At 33.3% G+C, this 26,415-nt stretch carries 24 protein-coding genes; 9 read left to right on the plus strand and 15 right to left on the minus strand.

The window, feature by feature from the left end; genetic code table 11:
* Positions 1-121: 121 nt before the first annotated feature.
* Complete coding sequence (locus WCG23_02440) at positions 122-403, plus strand: hypothetical protein (protein ID MEI8388724.1); 282 nt, start codon at positions 122-124, stop codon at positions 401-403.
* On the opposite strand, the gene lysS is transcribed toward WCG23_02440, so the two are convergent.
* Positions 393-1,892, minus strand: a complete 1,500-nt coding sequence (lysS, locus tag WCG23_02445) for a lysine--tRNA ligase (protein MEI8388725.1) — start codon at positions 1,890-1,892, stop codon at positions 393-395. The genes WCG23_02440 and lysS overlap by 11 nt on opposite strands.
* Before the next feature lie 403 nt (positions 1,893-2,295).
* Here lysS and WCG23_02450 point away from each other — a divergent pair, with 403 nt between their 5' ends.
* The 4 genes from WCG23_02450 to WCG23_02465 all read left to right on the plus strand — a co-directional run bounded on the left by WCG23_02450 (position 2,296) and on the right by WCG23_02465 (position 5,879).
* A complete protein-coding gene (locus tag WCG23_02450) occupies positions 2,296-3,606 on the plus strand; it encodes an HlyD family secretion protein (protein MEI8388726.1) in 1,311 nt (436 codons plus the stop codon).
* Positions 3,603-4,844: an ABC transporter permease gene (locus tag WCG23_02455; GenBank protein MEI8388727.1), complete on the plus strand. Its 1,242-nt coding sequence runs from the start codon at positions 3,603-3,605 to the stop codon at positions 4,842-4,844. Before WCG23_02450 ends, WCG23_02455 begins: the two co-directional genes overlap by 4 nt.
* Positions 4,837-5,529: an ABC transporter ATP-binding protein gene (locus tag WCG23_02460; GenBank protein MEI8388728.1), complete on the plus strand. Its 693-nt coding sequence runs from the start codon at positions 4,837-4,839 to the stop codon at positions 5,527-5,529. Before WCG23_02455 ends, WCG23_02460 begins: the two co-directional genes overlap by 8 nt.
* Positions 5,530-5,675: 146 nt before the next feature.
* Positions 5,676-5,879, plus strand: a complete 204-nt coding sequence (locus WCG23_02465) for a hypothetical protein (GenBank protein MEI8388729.1) — start codon at positions 5,676-5,678, stop codon at positions 5,877-5,879.
* Positions 5,880-5,947: 68 nt separating this feature from the next.
* Here the strand turns inward: WCG23_02465 and WCG23_02470 are convergent, their stop codons facing one another.
* From WCG23_02470 to WCG23_02485, 4 genes are all read right to left on the minus strand, one after another.
* Complete coding sequence (locus WCG23_02470) at positions 5,948-6,544, minus strand: hypothetical protein (protein ID MEI8388730.1); 597 nt, start codon at positions 6,542-6,544, stop codon at positions 5,948-5,950.
* A 588-nt stretch (positions 6,545-7,132) separates the two neighbouring features.
* Positions 7,133-8,185: an MlaD family protein gene (locus WCG23_02475; GenBank protein MEI8388731.1), complete on the minus strand. Its 1,053-nt coding sequence runs from the start codon at positions 8,183-8,185 to the stop codon at positions 7,133-7,135.
* A 53-nt stretch (positions 8,186-8,238) separates the two neighbouring features.
* Complete coding sequence (locus WCG23_02480) at positions 8,239-8,970, minus strand: ATP-binding cassette domain-containing protein (protein ID MEI8388732.1); 732 nt, start codon at positions 8,968-8,970, stop codon at positions 8,239-8,241.
* A 1-nt stretch (position 8,971) separates the two neighbouring features.
* Positions 8,972-9,718, minus strand: a complete 747-nt coding sequence (locus WCG23_02485; GenBank protein MEI8388733.1) for an ABC transporter permease — start codon at positions 9,716-9,718, stop codon at positions 8,972-8,974.
* Positions 9,719-9,996: 278 nt separating this feature from the next.
* On the opposite strand from WCG23_02485, the gene WCG23_02490 reads away from it, so the two are divergent.
* The 4 genes from WCG23_02490 (at position 9,997) to WCG23_02505 (ending at position 15,065) form a co-directional block, all read left to right on the plus strand.
* A complete protein-coding gene (locus WCG23_02490; protein ID MEI8388734.1) occupies positions 9,997-11,256 on the plus strand; it encodes a hypothetical protein in 1,260 nt (419 codons plus the stop codon).
* Between the two features lie 514 nt (positions 11,257-11,770).
* Positions 11,771-12,655 (plus strand): septal ring lytic transglycosylase RlpA family protein, encoded by an 885-nt coding sequence (locus WCG23_02495; GenBank protein ID MEI8388735.1) that lies wholly within the window; start codon positions 11,771-11,773, stop codon positions 12,653-12,655.
* Positions 12,656-12,840: 185 nt separating this feature from the next.
* Entirely contained in the window at positions 12,841-13,860 is a 1,020-nt protein-coding gene (ruvB, locus tag WCG23_02500; protein MEI8388736.1) for a Holliday junction branch migration DNA helicase RuvB, read from the plus strand.
* 8 nt (positions 13,861-13,868) lie between these two features.
* Positions 13,869-15,065, plus strand: coding sequence for a YibE/F family protein (locus tag WCG23_02505; protein ID MEI8388737.1), 1,197 nt, complete (start codon positions 13,869-13,871; stop codon positions 15,063-15,065).
* Here WCG23_02505 and mtaB read toward each other — a convergent pair.
* The 10 genes from mtaB to WCG23_02555 all read right to left on the minus strand — a co-directional run bounded on the left by mtaB (position 15,062) and on the right by WCG23_02555 (position 26,385).
* Positions 15,062-16,369 (minus strand): tRNA (N(6)-L-threonylcarbamoyladenosine(37)-C(2))-methylthiotransferase MtaB, encoded by a 1,308-nt coding sequence (gene mtaB, locus WCG23_02510; GenBank protein MEI8388738.1) that lies wholly within the window; start codon positions 16,367-16,369, stop codon positions 15,062-15,064. The genes WCG23_02505 and mtaB overlap by 4 nt on opposite strands.
* A gap of 131 nt (positions 16,370-16,500) precedes the next feature.
* Positions 16,501-17,265, minus strand: a complete 765-nt coding sequence (locus tag WCG23_02515) for a Nif3-like dinuclear metal center hexameric protein (protein ID MEI8388739.1) — start codon at positions 17,263-17,265, stop codon at positions 16,501-16,503.
* A gap of 2 nt (positions 17,266-17,267) precedes the next feature.
* Entirely contained in the window at positions 17,268-18,449 is a 1,182-nt protein-coding gene (coaBC, locus tag WCG23_02520) for a bifunctional phosphopantothenoylcysteine decarboxylase/phosphopantothenate--cysteine ligase CoaBC (protein ID MEI8388740.1), read from the minus strand.
* Positions 18,446-19,033, minus strand: a complete 588-nt coding sequence (gene gmk, locus WCG23_02525) for a guanylate kinase (GenBank protein ID MEI8388741.1) — start codon at positions 19,031-19,033, stop codon at positions 18,446-18,448. Before gmk ends, coaBC begins: the two co-directional genes overlap by 4 nt.
* A gap of 23 nt (positions 19,034-19,056) precedes the next feature.
* Positions 19,057-19,932 carry a prephenate dehydrogenase/arogenate dehydrogenase family protein gene (locus WCG23_02530; GenBank protein MEI8388742.1) on the minus strand — a complete coding sequence of 292 codons (876 nt, stop codon included), beginning with the start codon at positions 19,930-19,932 and terminating at the stop codon, positions 19,057-19,059.
* A gap of 6 nt (positions 19,933-19,938) precedes the next feature.
* A complete protein-coding gene (gene ruvA / locus WCG23_02535; protein MEI8388743.1) occupies positions 19,939-20,580 on the minus strand; it encodes a Holliday junction branch migration protein RuvA in 642 nt (213 codons plus the stop codon).
* A 128-nt stretch (positions 20,581-20,708) separates the two neighbouring features.
* Positions 20,709-22,301, minus strand: coding sequence for an amino acid permease (locus WCG23_02540; protein MEI8388744.1), 1,593 nt, complete (start codon positions 22,299-22,301; stop codon positions 20,709-20,711).
* Positions 22,302-22,604: 303 nt separating this feature from the next.
* Complete coding sequence (locus tag WCG23_02545) at positions 22,605-23,552, minus strand: WYL domain-containing protein (protein MEI8388745.1); 948 nt, start codon at positions 23,550-23,552, stop codon at positions 22,605-22,607.
* A gap of 4 nt (positions 23,553-23,556) precedes the next feature.
* Entirely contained in the window at positions 23,557-24,519 is a 963-nt protein-coding gene (locus WCG23_02550) for a WYL domain-containing protein (protein MEI8388746.1), read from the minus strand.
* A 225-nt stretch (positions 24,520-24,744) separates the two neighbouring features.
* Complete coding sequence (locus tag WCG23_02555; GenBank protein MEI8388747.1) at positions 24,745-26,385, minus strand: NAD+ synthase; 1,641 nt, start codon at positions 26,383-26,385, stop codon at positions 24,745-24,747.
* Positions 26,386-26,415 lie beyond the last annotated feature (30 nt).

The following is a 26,415-nucleotide window of genomic DNA, read 5'->3' on the forward strand; positions in this document are numbered from 1 at the left end:
AAGACGTGAAAAAAGAAAATTTGTTCTAAACTTTTAACTTAACTGAACACTAGTTTCTGAGATTATTGATGAACTAAATACAATTGGGCTGAAAATTATAGATTTTGGAGCTTTAAAATTGTTGCCGCATGAATTACATAAAGCAGCAAAAAATGCCGCCAAAAACATTGGAGAATATTATTTTAATCCCGGAAAAAATTCGGATACTGAAAGATTAGCACTGGATGAAATTTCCAAATTACGAATAGCTGCTTCTGCCAACACCCACTCCAGAGTCAGTTTTCTTTCTTCAACCTTGCCTGACACTTTAACAAGAATAGAAAGGCTGCTGAACCCTAAAAAACATATTTCTATTTTGCCGGGGACTTTGGCAAGAACAGAAAGTTTACTTTCTATAAATTAACTTTTGGTCGCATTGTAGGGAAAGCGATGACATCTCGTATACTTACGGAGTTTGTAAGTATCATAATCAGTCTGTCTATGCCAATTCCAAGTCCGCCGGAAGGAGGCATTCCGAATTCTAAAGCAGTGATGTAATCATCATCGACTTCAGCAGGGGTTTCATGATCATTTTCCCTTTTATTTGCAACCTGCTGTTCAAATCTTCTTCTCTGGTCAATAGGATCGGTTAATTCAGAGAAAGCATTGGCAATTTCCCAACCGTTTACTCGTGTTTCAAATCTTTCAACAAGTCTATTATCATCTCTATGAGGTTTTGCAAGAGGTGATATGTCTCTCGGGTAGTCAATAATATGTACCGGCTGAATTAAATTAGGTTCAACTTTTATTTCAAAGACTTTATCAAGGATAACTCCCCATGTATCGCCTTCTTCAATTTCAGCACCAAGTTTTTTAGCTTCTTCTGCCGCTTCAGGAACTGTAAGGAACTGGCTGAAGTCGACTTCAGTGAATTTTTTAACGGCACCTAGCATTGTCATTCTATCCCAAGGAGGTGTTAAGTTGATTTCTCTGCCCTGATAATTTACAATCATTGTTCCAAGAACACTTTGCGCTACCGAACTTATTAAATTTTCAGTAAGCACCATCATTTCATTGTAATCAACATAAGCCTGATACAATTCAAGCATTGTAAATTCGGGATTGTGTTTAGGAGAAATTCCTTCATTTCTAAAGCTTCTGTTAATTTCAAATATTTTTTCGGACAAACCGCCTACCATAAGCCTTTTTAAGTATAATTCAGGGGCAATCCTAAGGAACATATCCATATCATGAGCATTATGAAATGTTTTAAAAGGTCTTGCAGTAGCTCCGCCTGCTATAGTCTGAAGCATAGGAGTTTCTACTTCAAGAAATCCACGTTTTGTCAGATAATCACGAATTTCTTTCAGGATTAAACTTCTTTTCAAGAAAGTATCACGAACTTCTTCGTTCATAATCATATCTAAATAACGCTGCCTGTAGCGTGTTTCCACATCAGTAAGACCATGCCATTTTTCGGGAAGCGGCAAAAGCGACTTGGAAAGAATTTTTAAATCGTTGACTTTTATACTTAATTCTCCGCGGGGAGTTCTTCTTACGTTGCCATGAACGCCAATAATATCGCCTACATCAAGAAGTTTAAGAAGCTTGATTTTTTCTTCATCAACATTTTCTTTATGTGTAAAAAGCTGGATTTTTCCTGAACTGTCAACGAGATCTATAAACATTCCGCTGTTTCGCATTGCCATAACTCTTCCTGCAACGCTGTAAATCTCGGTATCTTCTCCTTCTGAAGGAAGCTCTTTATATTTTTCGTGCAACTGCGCAGCAGAAGCTGTTCTATCATAAGTATAAGGATAAGGATTTATGCCTTTGTCAACAAGATCATTTAATTTTTGGATTCTAGTGTTTCTAAGTGTTTCAAGACTGCTATGAGCAACTTTTTCAGTCAATTTGACCTCCAGATTTTTACATACTATACCAGTTTATTAAATTCTACCATTAAAATGATTTAACAATAAGTTTTTTCAACAGGCTTAATTCTATCAGGCAATAAATAAACTCGATACTGTAATTTACTGAAAAAATTTAATACTGTAGTATTTAAGTTAGCTTTATACCGCTCTAAAAAAGTAATCATACTAAATTGCCATCTATCAAGTAAAAACACAAAAATGTCATTCTGAGGCAAAGCCAAATTTTCTTGAAAAGCAGCACTCCTGAAAGTTATAGGCTTATAGACTTGATACTCAAAGGGACAGATGCTTCGTTTCACTCAGCATGACAAAAAGAAAATCCTCTAAAGGGCGCGAATTGGTATCATTTTAGTACAGCAGTTAAAATTAATCGAAAAATATGAAAAAAAAACGAAAAATAGGCTATATAACAGCGGCAGTTTTATTAATTCTGTTTATATTGTGGTTCATTTTTGACGGAGTTCCTGTTGAAGCTTATAAAGTAGTTTCTAAAGATGCTATAAAAGCCGTGGCAGTAACAGGAACTGTAAAATCATTGGAAGATGTCCTTGTTACAACAAATATAATCGGAAATATTGAAAAATTTTATGTAAAAGAAGGTGATTACGTAAAAAAAGATCAACTAATAGCAACTTTAGTGAGAAAACAGCAAACAGGAAGTCTTATATCTGCTAAAGGCAGGTTAGATACGGCTTATTGGGATCTCGAAGATTTGCTCACAGAACCGCGTAAACAGGAAGTTGAAATAGCAAAATCCGAAGTGAATAAAGTAGTACAGAAATCTTTAGTTTTAAAATATACTCTTAATAGAAATAAAATTGACCTTTCTGATGCAAAGATTGATGAAGACAGGTATAAAATACTTGAAAAGGCTGGTGCTGTCAGCAAAAGAGAATTAGAACAAAAAACTTTAAGAAGAAAAGAATTAGAAACCTCAATAGGTGAAACTCAGGAACAAATTAATTCAGCATTTGGTGAATTAAACCAGGCAAAAGAAAAATTAAGCCTTACAATTCAAAAAATAAAGATGCAGCAAATTGAAGCAGCAAAAGGAAGATTAAAATCCGCCGAGGGAGATATTATTTTTTCGGAAGGCGACCTTGAAAATTATATAATAACAGCGCCCGTTTCAGGGATTATTACCGACAAAATTCTTCACACTGGTGATATTGCTTCACCAACTTCTCCAATAGCAAGACTTGTCGTACCTAACCTGATATATTTGGGTATGGAAGTTGAAGAAAAAGAACTGCCCTTTATAAAAAAAGGACAAAAAGCCCTCGTTGTATTTGATGCTTATCCTGATGATGTTTTTGAGTGTTTTGTAACAAAAATACAAAAACAGGTAAATCCATTCACAGGAACTTTTGAAACAAGGCTCAGCAGACCTAAAAAAAATATCCGTCTTGATGTCGGAATGACTTTAGACGCATCAATAATCACCGCTAAATATAAAAATGTCACAGTTATACCAACAGATTTTGTCACCCAAAAAGACAATGAAGCTTATGTATTCACAAAATTTGGTTTTTGGGCGAGAAAAACTTATATAAAAACTGATAATTTTGATAATAACAGAACGAAAATACTCGGTGGTCTTAAAAGTGGGAATATTATTCTTAAAAGCATCGAGAAAAATAAATTAAAAAACAATAATCATATAAAAATTATGGATTATTACAAACTATGAAATTTTATGAATTATTTATAGCTCTCAGGTACATAAAAGCTAATTTAAAGCAGTCAATAATAATTGTAACGGCTATTAGTATAGGTGTTGCCATTATTATTTGGATTCCGTCAATTAATTTGTCTTTTATGGAGGATTTAATAAACAGAACAGTTTCAAGTGCTCCTAATATTACAATACAAAAAGAATTAGATACCTTTAAAACAAATAAAACCTTATTTGCCCAAAAATTTAAAGATGAGAATCTTTTGCTTTCAGATCAGGTTTTAACCAGAAAAAGAAAAATAAAATCTTACAAAAACATAATTGAACAGCTTAAAAATATTCAACAAATAGCAGCGATGGCTCCTTTTACGGAAGGCGAAGTTTTTATAATCAGAGGCGGAGAGGAAAGAGGGGTTGTATTAAGAGGAATTGTTCCTGAAGAGTTAAAAATCGTAGATATTGAAAAAGATATTATTAAAGGAAGAATAAAAAATCTGAGCATTAACGAGATTGTTCTCGGAAATATTTTTGCCCAAAAAATGAAAGTTGGCATTGGAAAACGCATTAAAGCTACAGGACCGACAGGAGAAAGTAAAAGTCTTAAAGTGGTAGGGATTTTTTCAACAGGGTTGAGATCTAAAGATGAAGACCTTGCGTATGTAAACTTGAAATCCGGTCAACAGTTGTTAAATATAAAAAATGACGTAACAGGAATAGGAATAAAAGTTAAAGATATCTACAAAGCTGAAGAAACAGCAAGGTTAATAGAAAAAATAACGGGACTTTACGTCACAAGCTGGATGGAAGACAACAAACAAATCCTTGATCAGTTGAACAGATTTAAATTAATAATATTATTTATTAATTTTCTTATAATATTTTCTGCTGCTACAAGCATTACAAGCGTTTTTATAATGCTTATAGCTTCAAAAGCAAAAGAAATAGGGATTTTAAAATCAATGGGTGCTGAAAATATATCCATAATGGCGATTTTTATGGTGCAAGCTTTATCATTAAGTATTCTTGGGTACTTTTTAGGTCTTTTAGGAGCTAAAATATTGATTATTTGGTATTCAAAACTAATTGAGTCTGCAGGAGAAACTGTTTTTACTTCACAAGTTCCTGTATTCAATTTAAACATAAGTTATGCAATACTGGCTTTTTTCTATTCGGTCTTTACAAGTATAATGGCAAGCATTTTGCCTTCTTATCAAGCTGCCAAGTTGCGTCCTGTGGAGGCAATAAATGGTTGAAGCAGAAAATGAACTACTCTTAGAGCTAAAGAACATAAATAAAATTTATCAGGGAATACAACCAGTACATGCCCTTACTGAAATAAATTTAACTATACAAAAAGGAGAATTTATTGCAGTAGTAGGCCCCAGCGGTTCAGGTAAAAGCACTTTGATGAATGTTTTAGGTCTTTTAGATAAACCTACTTCGGGAAGACTTTACTATTTGGGGAATGAAACTTCAAAATGGAATGAGAAACAAAAAGCAATATTCAGAAACAAAGAAATTGGATTTATATTTCAGGCGCATCTTTTGCTTCCTGAGTTTACAGCACTGGAAAATGTTTTAATGCCCGCGTATATAGCAAGACAAATCAATAATTCTCTGGAAAAAAGAGCAAAAGAAATTTTAACTATTGTAGGGCTGGGTGATAAATTTAATGTTAAGCCGACAAATCTTTCCGGTGGACAAAATCAACGTATTGCAATAGCGAGAGCATTAATGAACCAACCTTCGGTAGTTTTTGCAGACGAACCGACAGGCGCACTTGATCAAAAGACAGGTAACGATATTTATAATTTATTTAGAAAAATAAACGCTGAAGAAAACATGACTTTTATAATTGTTACGCATGAAAGAAATTTTGCTCAAAAAGCCGACAGGATAATAGAAATAGTCGACGGAAAAATAGTTAATAAAGAATAAAAAAAATACTTTGTAACTTCATGTAACAAGTAATAAGGATTTTTGAAATCAGAGGATTGTTTTTGTTTTTATTAATATAGAGAACGATAACCCTATTTGATTTTAAGTGTGTGTAGTCGATGTATGTGCTGTGGAGGTATATAAACATGTCATTACTTAACCCTATTAGTTCTGTAGGTTCAAAACCATCACGCCTTCCTGAAAGTACGGGCGTCTTGGGATTCCAGACATCTCCTATTTTTACCGCGTCAATCTTTAGCAGTCCAGGTATTTCTAAAGGCGGTACAGAAACTACCGGAGTAAACTCGTTTAGTTCCAGTTCCGGATCCAGTTTAAATGTCGTAACTTAAAAAATTAAATAATATAAACAAAAAAAGAACCTGCTGTAGACAGGTTCTTTTTTCTAAAAGTAAACTTATTATTTTTTAGATGATTTAGTTGCTGTTTTATGACTTGAAGCTGATTTAGTTGAAGATGCTTTTGATGTTGAAGACGATTTATGTTTTGATGATGATTTATTAGTTTTATCTGTTGATGATTTATGGGTTTCACTACTTTTATCCGTTGAATCTGATTTATGAGTTTTGTTTTTTGAATCGGTTGAGTCTGATTTATGACCTTTATGAGATTTATCAGTTGAATCGGTACTACCTGAAGAACTAGAGCTGCCGGCACTATCTGTACTGCCGGTGCTACCAGTATTACCTGAACTACCGGTACTGCCACCTGATGAATCAGATCCGCCGCTGCCACCGGATTGTTGTCCACCCATTAATTGTTGTAACATTTGCATAAGCATTTGCATTATTGAACTTGAGTCTTGACCGTCTTGACCGCCTAAACTTTTTAAAAGAGAAGCCAAGTCTTGATTTTTATTACCTGAAGTACTAGAAGCAGGATTTTGTGAAGAGAAAATGCTTTGACCTTGGAACTGTTGACCATAATTAACTTGTTGTCCTGAATTTTGTGGCTGTAATGGTAAGAAGTTGCTTGGGTTAATAGAATTAATTGACATGTGTGTGTTCTCCTTCATTTTTTATAACTACAGTTTTATAACCTTTTTGGTTTATTTTGTTTTTATTTGGTTATATATATATTAAAAAAAATGCGGCTACAAAAGTGCTATTTTTTATATAACAAATAAATAATAAAGCTTTATTTTGGTAATAAAAAATCACAGAGTTGGAAATAACAGGCATTTCCTGCTCTTTACAAAATTTAACAAATTAAACCGATTTTTATAAATTACCAAGCGTCTTTTTCATGTTATCAAGGCAAAGCCTTGATAAAACTCGCAAAATTAGCGCTAATATGTGTTTATCTTGTGTTTTTCTGCTGATTTTGCCGAAACCATGCCAAATTCTAAATAACTCAAATTGCTAAATCGCCAAAATCATCATTGCGAGCATAGCGAAGCAATCTATAAAAAATAAAATGGATTGCCGCGTCGAGTCTAAAGCCTCTCCTCGCAATGACGCGTAAGTTTGTTTAGAGTTAAATAGTAAGAAGCATGAAAATTTTTTGCATGTTCAATAGAAGCTGTTCTGACAAAATCAAAACAAACTTCTTAAAACAAGCCTTTAAAGCTTCTATATCTTAATTTTTAATATTTTTCTTCAATACACTTCAAATTATTACATTTTCGGAAACTTTCTCCTGGTTTTCCGAACATAAGCCGCATGAGCAAAAATCTTTGGCTCATCATCTCGTTAAAACTATTTCCTATACAATCATATTTATTAATAGTTCTGTCTGTATCCCCGAGAGTTTTTTTAATTAAGCAGCTCAAGTCCCCTTTATCAAGTCTTTCCGCAAAATTCCCCGTTCCCTCTGCTGCTTTAATTAAGCCTTCTTGAAATTTACAATTACCTGTGACCTTGTCTACATCAACAGAAATTTTATTTATATTAGAGACTATAGATCCAATTTTTGCAGAATTTTTCGGTATGTAAGCTGCTGAAGATTTTATATTTTGTTGCAGTTCAGGTGAAGTAGAAATATTTTTTATCGAGACACTTGCCGTATGAAAATTACTTGCACTTAAAGCCGCCTCGCTGATAATTTTTTTGAAATCACCGCGGTTGGAAGATAATATTTCATCGAGATGTTTAAATACTTGTTCTGCCTTTTTAGTTGCAGCAGCGGTATTTATGGTTGTCTTGCCAACTGCTTTAATTGTCCTGTTAACTGTTCCTTCTTTAACAGCTATACTTATTGCTTTTGCCAATAATTCCATATCAGAAAGTTTTCCTTCTATAATATCGCCATTCTTAAGAATTTTTTCAGACGGATTATCAGGGTATAAAATTTCCAGATAATTTTGACCTGTAATGCCGGTCGTTTTAATTTCCGCATAAACATTATTAGGTACATCTATATGTTTTTTATATATTGAAACCGCGACCAGGGTATATCTAAAATCCTTGGAAAAGTCAGTACCGTCGATTTTTCCAATATTAACACCATGATAATACACAGGAATACCTTTGGGGATTGGTCCGCACTCTGCAAATTTTACTGTAATTGCTTTTTCGGGGACAAATGAAAAAAATCTGAGCCATAAAATTGAAAATATTAACAGCACTAAAGTAAAGATTATAAAAATTCCTGCTTTAAACAAAATGGCTTCATTCTCTGATTTTCTTTTCGTAGTCAATTTTCTTCACCTTTTATATTGATTTAAGACTTCAATGTTGTCAGAAAATTAATTTAATCTGAATTTAACAGATCTTCAATAGAGCATCTCTCCCTAAAACTTCTTGGATAAGGAGATTCATCTGTCATAAAGTTTTCTATCACTCCTTCCCAACGTATTTTTCCATCATAAAGAACTAGTACTCTGTCTGAAACTTTTTTGATGGTTTCGAGATCATGCGTAACAACTACTGAGGTAACTCCTGTTTTGTCACGAAGTTTAAGCATATCATTTTCGAGTTTTGATGCTGTTCCAGGGTCAAGACCAGTACTTGGCTCATCATAAAGGATTATTTCCGGCGAAACTGCAAGCGCTCTGGCTATACTTATCCTTTTTTGCATCCCGCCTGAAAGTTCATCAGGATACATATTTTCCGTATAAGAAAGCGAAACCATTTCAAGAGCTTCTTTTACTTTTTTATTTATTTTTTTTTTATTTAAATTTGTTGTTTCTTCAAGAGCCAGTGCTAAGTTATTCCAGATGGTCATGGAATTAAAAAGTGCGCTTTTTTGAAAAGCCATTCCAAGTCTTTGGGCGTTAACTTTTATTTCTCCCGAGTCAATTTGAATAATTTTGCCTAAAATTTTCAAAATTGTACTTTTCCCTGAGCCTGAAGGTCCTGCTATAGTAACGATTTCTCCGGGATATATATCAAAAGAAAGATCTTTTAATATATGTACCTCTTTAAAAGAAACACTGACGTTTCTAAAACTTACTATAGATTCTTTTTTATCAATGTTATTCATCTTAAAGCCTAAAGAAATAAGAACTTAGGAAATAATTAAAAATGAAAATGAGAATGTAATTCCAAACAACAGTTTTTGTGGCTGCGTCACCCACAGCTTCTGCTCCTCCTCTAACTTGAAGCCCTGTAGTAGTTGCAACAATCGCTATTGTTATTCCGTAAATACCGGCTTTTAATAACATTACAAAAACATCATGAGTTGTGTTGGTTAATCTTACTGATTCCAGATAAGTATCATAACTAAGATTGACTACTGAATTTGCAAGAATCATTCCGGCAAAAATACACAGAATAGTCGATAATGAACATAATAAAGGTGTAATTATCCCTGCTGCTAAAAGTCTTGGGACTACTATATATCTTACCGGATCTATTCCAAAAACGATAAGTGCATCGATTTGCTCAGATGCTTTCATACTGCCTATTTCTGCAGAAATAGCAGAACCTACTCTTGCTGATACTACTATGGCGGAAAGTATAGGCCCCAATTCTCTTATTGCAGAAGTTGAAACAATTCCGCCTACAAAACGTTCAGCTCCAAAAAGCTCTAACTGGGTTAAGAGCTGCAAAGTCAAAACGAGTCCTACAAAACTTGCTGTTATTGCTGCAAGAAACAACGAGCCGATTCCTGTTTTAACTATTTGCACTGCGACTTCTTTCCATTTGATTTTCCCTCTGGAAATATACCAGAGGGCTTTTGACAGGTTTATGCCCGCTTCTCCTATTTGTTCTAACGATTCTCTATACATTTATTTTTTTAATTTACCTGCTTTATAGTTTTGGCTGGAGCTATGTTAACACGAAGTTTTTCAGGTCTTATTATCCACATGTTTATATATTTAGAACTAATAGAAGCCGGTATTTTATTTTTTAAAAAAATTTACTCAAAAAATCAATAAATTATAATAATAGTGGTAAAATTTTAGAAGCTGTCTTGTTAAAATCAAAACCGGCTTGTATATCTTGATTTTTATATTTTTAACAAGATCGGCTCTTAAATAATATTATTAATTTACGGAGTGTTTAAATGAATTTACCAAACTCGACAACATCTGAGTTACTGGGCAAAAACAATGAAAAAGCCCGTAAAGCAGCTGAAAAAATCATAAATAATGCAGATATTGAAGCCTGGCAATGCTTAATGGAAAATACAGATGTCTTTTTTAGTTATATAAAAGAAAAAGCCGGACATATGCTAATTCAAGCAATAAATAAAGATAATCTGGAAAACGTATTTAAACTTTTTAACAAACACGAAGGCGACTGGGATGATTACATAGCAGAGGGTTTAAGCAAATTTTCATCACCTTCCCTGAATTATAAATTGATTGAAATTCTTAAAACAGGCACTGTTGAAGAACAAACTTATGCAGCAAGATATTTTTGCCATGTGAATGAGCCTGAAGCAGCAGAAGCTTTATTTGAGTCCTCCAAAAAGTATTATTTGCCCCTTAGAAACAACTCGGCTGAAGCTTTAGGAAATATAGAACATAAAGAATCTTATGAATTTTATATAAATACTCTTAAGTCAGATGACGAATGGGAAAAGATTGAAGCTGCCCAATTTCTTGCAAACTACGGTAACAGGGACGCTACAACTGCTATACTGGAAGCTATGTCCAATTCAGGGATGGCAGAACTTATTGCCGGCGAAATTGCCATGTTGACAGACATACACACGTTATTTAAGGAAAAAGACGAAAAAACAAGATTATTAGCACTTGAAGCACTTGATAATATAATTTCCGGAGTTCCCGAAATATGGCCTATGGGCGTTATTCTGGATTTTAAAATATTTGAATGCATTGAAAGCCTAATAAATCTGGCTAATAAAGATTCGGAAGATTCTCTTGCAGGCAAATATGCCCAGCTTTTAATTAAAACGAGACAAAAATTTTCAATGTTCATAGAAAATTCGCAATATACTTATGATGAAGAAAAAGATATTCTTGCCGAACTTGATGAAATTTATCATTTATTAATTTACGAAGAAGAAAATTTTTGGGATAAACAAATTCATAATCTTTATAAAGAGCTTGATACGGATGATACAAAGAGAAAACTGTCAGCTTTATCAGTGATTAATGAGCTTGAACTTGAAGAAAGTGCGCCTTACTTAATAAGGATAGCTTTAAAACCTGATGAAAACGAATTAGTTGTTTGTGAAGCTATTTCTGCTCTTGCAAAAATAGGTAAAACCTCACAAATTGACAAACACAGCCTTTTATCAAGAATAAAAGACCCTAATTTACAAGCTTTTGTAAATGATAAACTTGCAAAGGTATAAATATAAAAAGATTCAAAGATATTATTTATAAAAACACTTTATTTAAAGAGACTTGTCTGAATCGACAAGTCTCTTTAAACTTATAATACTGGATATTTAGCATTAAATTACAAGATAATGCTTATTTTATTGGAATAAATAACAATTATAACACATGTATATTGATTATTTATTGATTAAACACCGAATGAAAATCTATATAGCGTTAATTTGTAAAAGCTAAGGACTACAAATTGTTTTTTGAAAAATAGATTTGTTACAGAATGTTAAGCATTTCCATGCAGTCTTTATTGTTATAAAAACAATTATAGGTTTTTTGCCTTTTGTAATAAGGGATATTCAATTTTTATAATTCACAGAAGACCTCTTTTTGTATATAAAAACAAAACTACTATTTTTCTTGTGTGGCAAGGTTTTTACCTTTTTTTGAACAAACCTGTTTTGAACTTGACAGTTCTTTATCACCAAATTTAATAGTTAAATGCAAGGTTACAAAAAAGAGAGTTCAAAAAATATGATAAGTCGAAAGAGTATATCTTTAGCAATAACTTTAACGTTTTTAACAGTATTTTTAACAGGCTATTCTTATTCTGTAGCGACAAGCACAACCCAAACAACAAAAGATAAAGGTAATTTAGCAGTTTATCATTCCAATGAAGATGATAATCCTGTCGGTAATTTTATTAAAGCAAGATATGTTTTCAATAAAGAGAAAAAAGGTGAATATACACCTGTTTCTGTTTATATCGGAGAAAACGAAGTATTAAGAATTACCAAACCTGCAGGCGGATTGTCTACAGAAAAAAGAGCTAAAATAGTTACAGAAAACATCAACAGCATTATTAAAAACGGTGAAAACCCTGAAAACATAGTCCCTGATTTCAAAAGCGGTTCCGGCATTATAAGAATCAATGACAGAGTATTGTTTACTGTAGATTCAAATATTGCAAAAGAATATGGAATGACATCATCCGAGCTTGCTTTTATTTGGGTCAACAATATGAGAGATTCTCTTGGTGTTGCAAGGATTGTAAGAGATTTTCAATTACTTACAAGTTCATTAAAGAAAACTCCTGTAAATTTTGTTCAAAGATACGGTGATTATATGCAGACAGGCTTTGCTTCCTGGTATGGCGGAAGATTTCACGGAAGATCTGCGGCAGATGGCAGTATTTTTAACAAAAACAAATTTACGGCAGCACATAAAAGTCTTCCTTTTGGAACTGTAGTTCAAGTAACAAACTTGTATAACGGCAAAAAATGTATTGTAAAAATTACAGACAGAGGTCCGTTTGTCAGAGGCAGAATTATCGACCTTTCAAAAGTAGCTGCTAACGAGATAGGGATGCTTTCTTCAGGTGTATCAAGAGTTAAAGTTGAAGTTTTAGGCAAAGTATAACTAAATCAATAAATATAATTTTTTAGATAAACTTCGGATTAATATTCCGAAGTTTATTTTTTTAATATGATTACCAGAACTTTTTAGATATAATGTAACTAATTGAATTTCAGGAAAAGGATTAAAATTTGGCTATTATATCAGAAGGCGAAGACACCCCAAAGACTGATGTAAATAATAAAAAAATTTCTTCAAGAGAAGCCGTACTGCCGGCTGAAAATGAATTTGACAAAAATTTTGAGAATAATATAAGACCTAAAACTCTTGATGAATACATAGGTCAAACACAACTTAAGGAAACCCTTAAGATCAGTACTGAAGCTGCTAAAAAAAGAAATGAACCGCTTGACCATTTACTTTTTTACGGTCCTCCGGGGCTTGGAAAAACAACTTTATCCGCTGTAATTGCTAATGAAATGAATTCAAAGATAAAAACAACTTCCGCGCCTGCTCTTGAAAGACCCAGAGATTTAATAGGCATCCTGATGAGCTTAAAGCCTAATGAATTTCTTTTCATAGACGAAATTCACAGGCTTAACAAAATTGCCGAGGAAATACTTTATCCTGCAATGGAAGATTTTTCCATTGACAGAACTATAGGAAAAGGTCATACAGCAAAAACTTTAAGAGTTCCCGTTCCCAAATTTACACTTATTGGCGCAACTACAAAAGCCGGTTCTCTTTCAGGTCCACTGAGAGACAGATTTGGTATTGTTCACAGGCTTGAATTTTATACAAAAAACGAATTAACCCTTATTGTAAAAAGAACAGCAGGGATTTTGAAAGCAAAAATAACTGAAGATGGAGCATATACTATTGCTTCTCGTTCAAGAGGAACACCAAGAATTGCTAACAGAATGCTGAAAAGAATCAGAGACTATGCACAGGTCAAAGCTGACGGCATTATCACGCCTGAAGTTGCTAATGATGCAATGGATCTACTAAAAGTAGACAAATTTGGTCTTGATTTTACTGACAGAGAACTCTTAAAGCTTCTTATAGAAAAATATGACGGCGGTCCTGTAGGAATAGAAACAATTGCTGCTGCTCTTGGCGAAGACGCAAGAACCATAGAGGATGTTTATGAGCCGTATTTGTTGCAGGAAGGTTTTATTTTAAGAACACCGAGAGGAAGAAAAGCTTCTCCAGAGGCGTATAGGCATCTTGGGTATCCTATTTCTTCCATTCAGAAAGGTTTATTTTAGGATTTTTAATGATGAAATTTTTTAATTTTAACAAGTTTAACCTGTACAAAATAATTTTAAGTTGTTTCTGCCTTTTTTACTTAGCCATGCCGGTATTAGCACAGGATGACACTCAAAACACACCTCCTGACACTAAGGTTAGCTATGTAAGCGGTAAAGTTTTGCAAATTCTTTCGGAAAAAAACAATAAAGAACTTGAAGATTCTTTTCATACCGACCAGATTGTTCAAACTGCCAAAGTTCTTGTTTTAAAAGGAAAATATAAGGGTAAAATTGTAAATATCGAAAACCAGCTTACTTCAAGCCCTATTTATGATATCAAAATAGAAGCAGGAAACAGAGTTATTTTAAGCGTGGAAGAATCGCATAAAGGGGTTGATTTTTATATTGCGGATCTGGAAAGAATTCCTGTTTTATTGATACTTACAGGTGTATTCTTGTTTCTTCTTCTGATAATAGGAGGAATACAGGGGTTAAGATCGATATTTTCCATTTTAGTAACAGCCGCTCTGGTATTTTTTGTTTTGGTTCCGGCTGTTTTAAACAACTTTCCGATAATACCAACAACAGTACTTATAGCAATAATTTCTACGTTTGCAACAATGTTTATTGTATCGGGAGTCAATTTAAAAAGCCTTTCTGCATCAATTGGTACTATTTTAAGCGTGATAATAGCAGGCTTAATGTCTTCTCTGGTAATAAAATTCGCTCCGCTAAACGGCTTTGGGAGTCAGGAATCAGTAATGTTGTGGACAAACAGGCCTGATTTAGACTATACAGGGCTCTTAACCGCTGGAATGATCATTGCTTCTCTTGGTGCAGTAATGGATGTCGGCATGTCGATAGCCAGCAGCATACATGAATTTAAAAATTTAAATAACAAACTTAAAACAAAAGATTTGTTCAGATCGGGTTTAAACGTCGGAAAAGACATCATGGGGGCTATGTCCAACACTTTGATTCTCGCATACATAGGAGGCGCATTCTCGCTTGTCCTATTGGCCTCAAATGCACCATTGATAAAATTACTTAATTTGAATTCGATTGCCGCCGAGATAGCCTCTGCAATAACAGGAAGTATAGGAATAGTACTTTGTGTTCCTATTACTGCATTAATTGCCGCTTATTTAATCGGGAAAAAGACAGATAAAACAAAAGAAATTACAGTAAATTCAGAAAAACAGGAAACAGAAGCGCCTGTTTAAAGAAATTCCCCGAAAGTTTTATCCTTCTCAACTCTTGTAATTTTGACTTTAATGATTTTATTTTTAAATTCATCAGATCCTTCAATCAAAACAGGAATATAATTGTCAGTCATTCCCTTTAACAGACCTGTTTCTCTATCTCTTGCCAGCTCAATAAGCACTTCAAGCTCTTTTGCGATAAAACTTTCTCTAAATGCCAGATTTTTTGCGTTTGCAATTTCTGTTAATTTTTTATTTCTCACTTTTTTTATGTTTTCCGGCACCTGATTTTCCATTAAACCAGCAGGTGTCCCTTTTCTTTTCGAATAAGAAAATACATGAATATAGCTAATAGGTAATTTTTTCAGGTTTTCATAAGTATTTTCAAACTGCTCATGTGTTTCTCCGGGGAATCCGACAATAATATCACTTCCTATTGCTATATTCGGGATATTTTTATTTAGTTTATTTATTAAGTCACTGTAATATTCGACATTGTAGCGTCTTTTCATCGCTTTTAATATTTCATTGTTCCCGCTTTGAAGAGAAATATGCAAATGACGACAGAATTTTCCTGAATTTGTAATTATATCTAAAAGCTCCTCTGTAAATTCCATCGGATCAATTGAGCTTAGTCTAAATCTTTTCAAGCTTTCTATCTTTTCAATCTCTTTAATTATATCTGCAAGCTGCTTTTTAGGATTTAAATCCAAGCCCCACTGCCCCAGATGGATACCTGAAAGCACTAATTCCTGAAATCCCTGCTTTGTTATTTCATTAACTTGATTAATTATATTATGCGGCTCGTTGCTTCTGCTTTTTCCCCTTGCATAAGGTACTATGCAGTAAGAACACCTGAAATTGCACCCGTCCTGTAATTTAATATTTGCTCTGGTTCTACCTAAAGCCGAAAAAACCACTTTATCCTGAAATATGTTTTTTTGCATAATATCAGAAACATAAATTTTATTTTCTTGTTCAAAAATTTCGCCATTCGTGATTAATTCTGCTATTTCAAGCTTTTCTGTGTTTCCCAAAACCAAATCAACATCTTCAAGCTGAACAGCTTCTTCCGGTGAAACTTGCGTGTAGCAGCCGCAAAGAATTATTTTGGCATCCGTATTTGTTTTTCTGGCTTTTCTTGCGTAATATCTAGATTCATTATCACTTTTGCCCGTAACAGTGCAGGTATTAATTACATAGATATCGGCAAGCTCATTGAATTTAACAACTTGCCAGCCAAGAGCAGTAAATTTATCGGAGATTATTGAAGATTCGAGTTGATTTGCCCGACATCCCAGCGTGTGAATTGCAACTTTTTTCATAATTTTATTTTACCTGAAAAATTTTTAAGCTTCTCAAAAGAAAAAGCCTTTTTAAATTAAAAAGGCTTTGGCAAATACGGCATTCAAAATTTTCTGACGCATTTGACAAACTAAAGTTCCAAAATTTTTATTTATAAAATTTCCCATGGCGAATTTTCTTCTGCAATAATTATTTCTAAACCAAATTCATCCAAAATTTCTTTTAAAACAGGCAAAATAATTCTTTCTGTTTCAAAATGTCCCGCATCGATTACAACAAAATCATTTGACTCCAAAGCATTGTGATATTTGACATCTCCGGTTATAAAAACATCAATGTTTTTTAACTTCGGTACAAAGCTTGCTCCTCCGCCCGGAACTACCGCTATTTTTTTAATTTTTGTTTTATTGGAATAATTTGTAAGCCTAATTTTACTGATTTGCAGGATTTCTTTGAGCTCTTTTATAAACAAGTCAAGCTCTTTTGCTTCTTGTAATTCTCCAATCCTTCCAAGTTGATAATCTTCCAGATCTTTCTCAAGAGATGTAATATTTTTCAAGCTCAGTAGCTCTGCCAGTTTATCTGCAATCCCACCTTTAGTGGAATCTAGATTTGTATGTGCTGAATAAACCTGAATATTATACTGTATAGCTTTTATTACAGGCAAAAATGCACTATTTTCGGTGGAAAGTTTATTTACTTTCTCAAAAAGTAAAGGATGATGAGAAATTATTAAATCACAATCGTTTTTTATTGCCTGATTTAAGACATCTAAGGTGCAAGTTAATGCAAGAAGAACCTTCTTTACTGAATTATTGCCAAGATAAATCTGCCATCCCGAATTATCCCAATCACTTGCAAGCTCTGGCGGGGCAAAATTTTCTATTTTTTTTATTATTTTTTTTAAATTTTCCATTTTTATTTAAAAATTTCCCTTAAAATAATTTTTGCCAGTTCTTTTTTAGTGGTTTTATCAATTTTAATCTCGTTCATAGATTTATTTATAACGGTAACTGCATTATAATCGCTGTCAAAGCCTATTTCTTTATTAGAAATATCATTTGCTACAATAAAATCAAGGTTTTTATTAGTAATTTTCTTTTTGGCATTTTCGATTAAGTCCTGACTTTCCGCACAAAAGCCTACCAGTAATTGATTAGCTTTTTTTATTTTTGAAATTTCCACTAAAATGTCGGGATTTTTAACTAATTCAATGGTTATACTTTCTGATTCGCCTTTTTTTATTTTATGATTAAACGCATTATTAACCCTGAAGTCAGCCACAGCAGCAGCCATAATTAAAGCATCCGCGTGAATAAATTTATCTTTAACAGCTTCAAGCATTTCTATAGCAGTAGAAATAGAAATAATTTCGTAAGGTTTTGCGGTTTTTACGGTAGAAATAAGTGTAACATCTGCCCCAAAAGAATAAGCAGCATCTGCTAAAGCTATTCCCATTTTTCCCGAGCTTTTATTTCCGATGTATCTTACAGGGTCAATAGGCTCTTTTGTTCCACCTGCTGTAATTATTATCTTCTTACCCTTCAAAAAGCTTTCTGTACTGAATATTTCTAAAACTTTTTCCAGAATGTTATCAACTTCCGCAAGCCTTCCGACCCCTTCATAACCGCAGGCTAATTCTCCTGTTTCAGGTGTAATAACATAATATCCTGCTTTTTCAAGCTTTAAGACATTTTCCTGAACAAATGAATTTTTCCACATGTTACAATTCATAGCAGGTGCGACAACAACAGGATTTTTAAAAGCTGCAACCAATGATGTGAGAAGATTATCGCATATTCCGTTTGCAATTTTGCCAACAGTATTTGCGGAAGCCGGCACGATTAAAAACAAATCAGCGCTGTCAGCGAGGCTTATATGTTCCGGCTTCCATTCGGCAACATCAAATTGTTCGCAATAGACAGGGTTTCTTGTGAGAGTCTTCAAAGTGGTTTCTGTCACAAATTCTCTGGCAGCAGGCGTTATTACAGCCTTTACATCCGCATTAAGCTTTATCAACTTTCTTATTAATTCACAGGTTTTATAAGCTGCTATACCGCCTGTTATACCCAATAAAATCTTTTTTCCCGAAAGCGTCATTGATTTTTCACCTTATTAATTTCTTTCAAAATAATAGTTTCTAAATTATTAAAAGCTATATCAAGGTTATCATTTACAACTGTATAATTAAATTTCTTTTTTTGCTCCAGTTCACTCTTTACTATTGATAAGCGTTTTTGTATTTCTTCATCTGATTCCGTTCTTCTTTTAAAAAGCCTTGATTGCAATTCTTCAAAACATGGCGGTTCAATAAATATCAATATAGCATCTTCCAGCTTATTTTTTACCTGAAATGCGCCCTGTACATCAATTTCAAGAATTATATTCTGACCTTCTTCAAGTTTTTTTTCAACAAATTTTTTGTTTGTTCCGTAAAAATTCCCTGAAAATTCTGCCCATTCAAGAAATTCTCCTGCTTCTATCTTGTTTTTAAAATCTTCCTTCGTTAAAAATAAATAATGGACACCATTAATTTCACCCGGGCGAGGACTTCTGGTCGTGGCAGATACTGAAATTTTTATTTCCGGTGTGTTTTCACGAAGCATTTTTACAAGAGTGCCTTTGCCAACGCCTGATGGCCCTGAAATTACAAACAAAGTGCCTTTTTTTAAAGAATTCGTCATTATATTTTCCTAATAATACTGTGTTATAAGATATTCTTTCCTTCGAAAGAATACATTTGCTTTCTTTGAAAAGCAATTTTTTCAATAATTTTCTCATAATTATCTTCGTTTTCAACAAGTTCTTTTTCTAATTCTTCAAGACAATTTTTAAATTCCTTGACAATATCCAGCACGTTTGCTTTATTTTGGATCAGCATGTCCTTGGAAAGTTCAGGGTTTGCAGAAGCAAGTCGGGTCATATCCCTGAATCCGCTTGCTGCAAGAATCATTGCAAGCTTAGAAACATCTTTATCGGAATAGTTTTCTACCATTCTAAATAATGCCTGACTTAACAACAAAGGGGTATGGCTTATTAGGGCAACTGCTTTATCGTGTTGATCAGGATCAGCAATTACAATTTTGGCACCCAGTTTTTCTATTACAGAACTAATATTTGCTAAATCTTGTTGATTTGACCATTTTGACGGAGTTAAAACCCACTTTGCGCCTTCAAAAACCGTTTCAAAAGATGATTCAAGCCCTTTATTTTCAGTTCCTGCCATAGGATGACCACCTATAAACCTAACAGGAGTTTGACTTGTATTGACCGAATCAAGTATATTTCCTTTAAGGCTGGCAACATCCGTAATTATTGTTTCAGGTTTTACCCTTGAACTTAAATAATTTATTGTCTCGATAGTTTTATTAATAGGCGTACAAACAAAAATTAAATCGGCTTTGCAAGCCAAATCAAGATTTATAGAGCCTTCATCAATGATTTTTTCTGCAAGAGCCTGCACTATCGTTTCATTTCTTCGTGCAATGCCTGATAATTTAAACCCTTTACCTCTAAGCCCTTTTAATACTGAGCCGCCAATTAACCCCAATCCCACTACTGCTATGGTTTTAACTTCTGACATAAGAACTTATCCTTCTTTCGATACCAGCCATTGTAGTGAAAGCCTCAAAAGTTCTTCTGAATCGTCTTTGTTTTTAGCGATGGGCAGGATATTTTTCAGGCTTTCAGAAGATTCTTTCTTTGTATAGCCAAGAGAAAGAAGTACGGTTTCGGCTTCTATATAGCTTTCGTTAATTTCAATATCATCAATTTTATTTATTTCAGAGGGTTTTAAGACAACTTTTTCCCTCCAATTAGTCATTTTTTCTTTAAGTTCAAGAATTATTCGCTGGGCAAGCTTTGGACCAACTCCTTTTGTTTTAGAAAGAGCCTTTACATCTCCACTTATAACGGCGCTTACGAGATTATATGCCCCTAATTCGCCTAAGAGTAAAAGAGCAACCTTTACTCCAATACCAGAAACACTCTGTAATATGTTGAATAAATCTTTGTCTTCTCTTGTACTAAAGCCACATAAAGACATACTGTCTTCTCTATGAATTAAAGAAGTGTATATAGTTACTATATTTCCTTCTTCAGGAAGTAATGAAACTACTTTTTTGTTGGTGGTTATAAGATAGCCGATATTATTAACTTCTACTGTAATATTGCAACCAAAAGGACCGTCTTCAACTTTTGAGATCAATATGCCTTTTAAATAATTAATCACGTTTTAACTCCAACAAGTTTCTTTTAAGGAGTTCTTCACCAATAAGATTCATATTCCCCCTAGCTACGGGGAATTTACTGAAAAATACCACCGACACTGTCTTCAAACAAAGTTTTTGATGTTCAGAATCAGGTTAAAGGTAATATTTCTGTATCTTCTTCCGTTAAATGCTCTTTGGAAACCTTTTTGAATCCGTACGCGAAGTATATTGTCATTCCGATAACAATCCATACTCCAAAGAGAATAAGTGTTTTGAACGAAGGTAATCCAAAAATAATTAACGCCAGGCAGATCAATGCCCCTAAAATTGGAGTTACAGGAGCAAAAGGAACTCTAAACGGTCTGTGTCTATCCGGATCAGATTTTCTGAGAACCAAAACGCCCACGCAAACCATTAAAAACGCTGTAAACGTTCCAATATTGCATAATTCAGCCGCTGCGTTAAGATCTAAAATCAGACTTAATGCTGCTATCATTCCCCCTACTATAACTGTATTAATATGAGGGGTATGAAATTTAGGATGGATTTGGGAAAACACACCCGGTAAAAGTTTATCTCTTGACATTGCATAAAGAATTCTTGAAGCGCCAAGCTGTAAAACTAACAATACAGAGGTAAGTCCGGCAATAGCTCCTATTGAGATAAACCCGGCCAGCCAGTTTTGGTTTACTGATTTCATAGCAGCAGCTATAGGTGCGTGAGTATCGATTAAGTGCATCGGAACCATTCCTGTTAATACAGCAGCAACTGCCATATAAAGAACAGTACATATTGCTAAAGAAGCCAAAATGCCTATAGGTAGATCTCTTTGCGGATTTTTTGTTTCTTCTGCAGCGGTGGAAACAGCATCAAAGCCGATATAAGCAAAGAATAAAAGGTATGCACCGACAAAAATTCCTTTTAAGCCGTTAGGTGCAAAAGGAACCCAATTGTCAGGTTTTACATAAAATGCACCGACTCCTATAAAAAGACAAATTACAATAAGTTTTACAAGAACCATAGAAAAAGCCATTTTGGTGCTTTCTTTAATTCCAATATATAAGAACGCTGTAACAACTGCAATAATGAAAATAGCCGGCAAGTCCATACTTATAGGGATTGGTCCTATGTGTGGTATATATTGCGCAGGATTTAAGCCTGCTTCATGATATTTTTCGACTGCCATAGTGTATGGATGAGTTAGCCAAAAAGGAGGACTGGTAATAAAATCTGGGAGGACTCCTTTAAATCCGCTTAACAGATTAACCAAGTATCCTGACCAGCTGCTTGCAACAGTTATATTTCCTATTGCGTACTCTAACATCAGCATCCAACCTATAAACCACGCAGAAATTTCACCTAAAGTTGCATAAGTATAAGTATAAGCGCTTCCAGCTACAGGTATCATAGCGGCAAATTCTGCATAACACAAAGCTGCCAGACAGCATGCTGTAGCTGCAAGTATAAGAGAAATTATAACAGCCGGACCAGCTCCTATATGAGTAGAACTTCCAGCAGCAGCAGTTCCAGAAAGAGCAAAAATTCCTGCGCCTATAACGCCGCCTATGCCTAATATTGTCAAATCAAATGCGGTTAATGACCTTTTTAACTTATTATTATTAGCTGCATTAATTAGTACATCAGGATTTTTTTTCCTGAAAATACTGGTAAATGTACCCAAAAATGGCGGGGTAATACTAATTACTTCTTGTTCCCCGTCAACTACTTCAGTTGATTTCATGATCCCTCCAGCGTCTTTTAAATAAAAATTTATACCTAACCAGACTATTTAAAATGTTCATTACTATTCTTACTTTACTACAATAGCAAAAGTAGTAAAAATAATCTTAAAAAGATTTTAACATTATTTTATATTTCTTGAAAAAACTTATTAATTCTCTAAAAAGTCTAAAATTAACTATTATCAGTATATTAAACAGTGAAAAATGTAAACAAGGACTATTTATATGGTTTTTATCTTTAAAAAGCTCTCCTGCTTTAAATTTTGCGTTTTGACAAATTAAATTTTTTTACTCAGATGACTTTATTCATAATTTTTAAGTGTTTGATTAATTATTTTGATCATATCATTTTGGGCATGCTTTGGATAAACAACTTCACAATTTTCACCATATTTCAATAATCTTTTAATCAACATTTCTTTGTCGTCTACATAAGCAGTAACAGTAATTGTTGTTGATTTTTCGTTTACTGATGTAATCTTTTCATCCTCATAGAGCCTGTAAATCTTTGCCAGCTGTCCTTTAATCTCGAAAGTTACAGGAGATAACATCTGACTATATTGCGATTTTGTTGGTAATTGTTTTATTTCAAGAATTTGACTGAGTTTAATCGAAAGTGCCTGTTCGTTTATAGGATTATAGCCGGCTATATAGATTTCTTGTTCATCATATTTTATGTTTTTAAGTTCTAAAACAACCTGTTTTTTTTCACAATCACCGTGACGTTTATACTTAACGGAAACTCTTTGTTTTTCCATTAAATATTTTTCTATTTTTTTTATAAGTTCACCATAAGGAGCATGTTTGAAAAATGCCGTCTCCAAATTCTCACCCTGCTTCTTAATCTCTTTATTTAAAAGCTGAACTTGATTAGGAGGAATAAATTTTTTAATTTTTTTCAAAAAACTATTGTAATTATCAATTATTTTGTTTTGCTGCAGGCTTTCTGCGTAATAAAGCATAACAGCAAGGTTTTTTATTTGTTCATTACTTAATTCTATCAATACCGGTGATTTATTAAGTTCATAATTGTAGTTATTTGCTGCTGTTGGCTTTGAAATATCATAATTAGCTGTCCTTAAAGTACTTATATACTTTAATATCACCTCTTTTGAAAAATATCTTGACGTATATTTATCGGTAGAAAAAATCATATTGAGATTGTCAACTTTACCCTGCCCGTCATTTAAATGGAGCAATAAAAGCAAAACTCTATACGCTGTTGCACTTATTTTTATTTTCTTTTCCATAACCTCACAAATTATTATAAATTTCTGCCATCATTTTCAACCTGAATATTATTTCTTTTCTTATGTTTTCCGGTGATATGACTGTACAATCAGATCCATAAGATAAAATATTCTGTATAAATTTAAATTTATTTTTGACTTTTGCCAGTATAATCAATTCTGTATCATTTTTTTTAAGAATTTTTTCCGCATCAGAAGGAGTAAATGTAAATATAGAATCCCCGGTAAGCTTATACTTTGCTTCAAAGTCTTTGCTGTTTTTATTTTTTCCTTTAATCTCCACAACTTTGATATTTTTTATTCTGTCTAAACGAAGGTAGAGCGTCTCATTTAATTCATAATTGTACCCCCATAAATAAAATGAGCCGTTTTCAAGAGTTAATTTTTCTGCGTTTAAATAAATCTCCTTTTCTCCGGAATTTGGAGAATCATAAATTACCATTATACCTGTATTTTGAATACAATATTTTTCAATCAAGTTTAATTCGGGTAATATATTTTCTATGTTGACTTCACGGCATAGAATCGATTTTTTTATTGCCAGGAAGTTTTTTTTACTCTCAGCATTAATAATATCCACTATTTGCTTAAATAAATCGTCAATTTCTACAGCTAATTTCCAATTTCCTAAAGTTGATATGTACTTTCTTATTTCAACAATAGTGTTAATTTCGTCATTGGAGATATTTAACTTAAAGGGATGGGTTTTTAAGACATATTTATAGCCTGTATTCTTTGAGGGTCTAGAAATTTCACACCCTATAGACCTTAAAGTGTTTATATAAATGCATATTGTATCCTTTGATAAATTTCTCGAACCGTCAATATGTTCCTGCAATTCTTTGTTGATATCATCATCACTTAACGGCTCTTTCAAAAGACTATTCAAAATAGACAGGATTCTAAAAGCCGTAATGCTTATGTTATCAATATTTTTAGAATCCAACATTTTATTTTCAAAGGTCATATAAACTCATGCAACTTTTACATTCTACAAATACACAATAAAGCTTAAGTATACATACTAAGTACAGATGCAGTATAACATACACACCTTTAAAACACTTCTAATGTTTACAATATATGAATAAAACTAATGTATTTGCGGTTGTTTTCCTTTTTGAAAAAGTTTTTAAAAAATTTTAAGATATCTTTAATAGTTCAAACCATCTGCTTTTTATCTTAACAGCTGTTAATTTCCTGAAAAATCGTAGCCTTGAACAATCGGAAATCTTCTGCCTACACCAAAAGCTTTTGTAGTGACTTTAAGTCCCAGCGCTGCTTGTCTTCTCTTGTACTCGCAGTTATTAATTTTTTTTATGATCTCCTTAACAAGCGCTTTAGGATACTTTTTCGACATTTCTTTAATAGATTTATTCTCTTCCACAAACATTTTTAAGATATCATCAAGTATTTCATAAGGAGGAAGGCTATCCATATCTTTTTGATCCGGTCTTAGTTCTGCGGAAGGCGGTTTTGTAATTGTATCCTCAGGAATAATTTCAGTAAATCTGTTTATATATCTTGCTAATCTATAAACCATAATCTTTGGAACATCAGATATAACAGCTAACCCTCCGCACATGTCTCCATAAAGTGTGCAATAACCGACAGATAACTCTGATTTATTTCCTGTAGTCAAAAGCAAATGACCATATCTGTTTGAATGCATCATCAATATATTTGCTCTTATTCTTGCCTGAAGATTTTCTTCTGCCAAATCCACTATTTTGCCGTGTTCTTCATGAATAGCCTCTATATACGAGTCGAACATACTGATAATAGGTATATTTAAAAATTCTATGTCAAGGTTTTGAGCGAGTTTATCGGAATCACTTATACTTCCTTCACTGGAATAAATACTTGGCATGGTTATTCCAGTAACATTTTCTTTTCCCAATGCGCAAACTGCAATTGCAGCAGTAACAGCGGAATCAATTCCGCCTGATAAACCTAAAACAACTTTTTTAAATCCTATTTTTCCGCAATAATCTTTTACTCCTATGCATAAAGCATTAAAAAGGCTCTCTTCTTCTGATTGAGAAATATAATGAATTTCCCCTGTATTAGAATCAAAGTCATAAACAGAAAAATCTTCCTCAAAATCCTTACAAAGAGACTTTATATCACCTTTTGAATCTATTACAAAGCTTACTCCGTCAAAAATCAGGTCATCATTTCCGCCGACCTGGTTTACATAAATAATAGGAATATTATTTTTGGTTGCGGTGTTTTTTATTATGGAAAACCTGTCTTTTTCTTTGTTAAGAAGATAAGGCGATGCTGAAATATTAATAATTCCGTCAATTCTATTTTTTACAAGTTTTTCTGCTGGATCTACTTGATATAATTGCCTTTTCCAGTAATCTTTATCATTCCATAAGTCTTCACAGATTGTAATTCCGAGTTTTTTGCCTTTAAAATCCACAACAAGTTCTTTCTGTCCCGGTTCAAAATATCTTGTCTCGTCAAAAACATCATAAAAAGGCAGTAAACGCTTATAATATTTTGCTGCGATTTCTTTATTATTTATGAAAGCTGCCGCATTGTGGCATTTTTTGCCTGTAGCATTTACGTTTATATCAACATAACCGCAAATTACTGCTATATCTTCGGAGGCATCCCTTATTTTATCAAGGCATTTCAGGTTATCATTTATAAAACACTCGAAATCAAGCAGGTCTTTAGGGGGATAGCCCGTGATTGCAAGTTCGGGAAAAACTATAAGGTCAATTCCTTTTTCTTTTGCCCTCTTGATATTTTTTATTATTAAGTCGGTGTTTCTTTGCAAATCACCGACTTTTGTATTTATTTGGCTTAGTGCTATTTTCATTTTTCGGGGTTTTCCCTGTTAATTATTTAA

This window comes from bacterium, assembly GCA_037147175.1.
GTDB lineage: Bacteria > Cyanobacteriota > Vampirovibrionia > Gastranaerophilales > UBA9971 > UBA9971.

Excerpts from the sequence above, each read along its gene's own strand:
- WCG23_02450 (MEI8388726.1), top strand. The coding sequence starts at position 2,296 with ATGAAAAAAAAACGAAAAATAGGCTATATAACAGCGGCAGTTTTATTA.
- WCG23_02455 (MEI8388727.1), top strand. The coding sequence starts at position 3,603 with ATGAAATTTTATGAATTATTTATAGCTCTCAGGTACATAAAAGCTAAT.
- WCG23_02460 (MEI8388728.1), top strand. The coding sequence starts at position 4,837 with ATGGTTGAAGCAGAAAATGAACTACTCTTAGAGCTAAAGAACATAAAT.
- WCG23_02465 (MEI8388729.1), top strand. The coding sequence starts at position 5,676 with ATGTCATTACTTAACCCTATTAGTTCTGTAGGTTCAAAACCATCACGC.
- WCG23_02470 (MEI8388730.1), bottom strand. The coding sequence starts at position 6,544 with ATGTCAATTAATTCTATTAACCCAAGCAACTTCTTACCATTACAGCCA.
- WCG23_02480 (MEI8388732.1), bottom strand. The coding sequence starts at position 8,970 with ATGAATAACATTGATAAAAAAGAATCTATAGTAAGTTTTAGAAACGTC.
- WCG23_02485 (MEI8388733.1), bottom strand. The coding sequence starts at position 9,718 with ATGTATAGAGAATCGTTAGAACAAATAGGAGAAGCGGGCATAAACCTG.
- WCG23_02490 (MEI8388734.1), top strand. The coding sequence starts at position 9,997 with ATGAATTTACCAAACTCGACAACATCTGAGTTACTGGGCAAAAACAAT.
- WCG23_02495 (MEI8388735.1), top strand. The coding sequence starts at position 11,771 with ATGATAAGTCGAAAGAGTATATCTTTAGCAATAACTTTAACGTTTTTA.
- WCG23_02505 (MEI8388737.1), top strand. The coding sequence starts at position 13,869 with ATGATGAAATTTTTTAATTTTAACAAGTTTAACCTGTACAAAATAATT.
- mtaB (MEI8388738.1), bottom strand. The coding sequence starts at position 16,369 with ATGAAAAAAGTTGCAATTCACACGCTGGGATGTCGGGCAAATCAACTC.
- WCG23_02515 (MEI8388739.1), bottom strand. The coding sequence starts at position 17,265 with ATGGAAAATTTAAAAAAAATAATAAAAAAAATAGAAAATTTTGCCCCG.
- coaBC (MEI8388740.1), bottom strand. The coding sequence starts at position 18,449 with ATGACGCTTTCGGGAAAAAAGATTTTATTGGGTATAACAGGCGGTATA.
- gmk (MEI8388741.1), bottom strand. The coding sequence starts at position 19,033 with ATGACGAATTCTTTAAAAAAAGGCACTTTGTTTGTAATTTCAGGGCCA.
- WCG23_02530 (MEI8388742.1), bottom strand. The coding sequence starts at position 19,932 with ATGTCAGAAGTTAAAACCATAGCAGTAGTGGGATTGGGGTTAATTGGC.
- WCG23_02540 (MEI8388744.1), bottom strand. The coding sequence starts at position 22,301 with ATGAAATCAACTGAAGTAGTTGACGGGGAACAAGAAGTAATTAGTATT.
- WCG23_02545 (MEI8388745.1), bottom strand. The coding sequence starts at position 23,552 with ATGGAAAAGAAAATAAAAATAAGTGCAACAGCGTATAGAGTTTTGCTT.
- WCG23_02550 (MEI8388746.1), bottom strand. The coding sequence starts at position 24,519 with ATGACCTTTGAAAATAAAATGTTGGATTCTAAAAATATTGATAACATA.
- WCG23_02555 (MEI8388747.1), bottom strand. The coding sequence starts at position 26,385 with ATGAAAATAGCACTAAGCCAAATAAATACAAAAGTCGGTGATTTGCAA.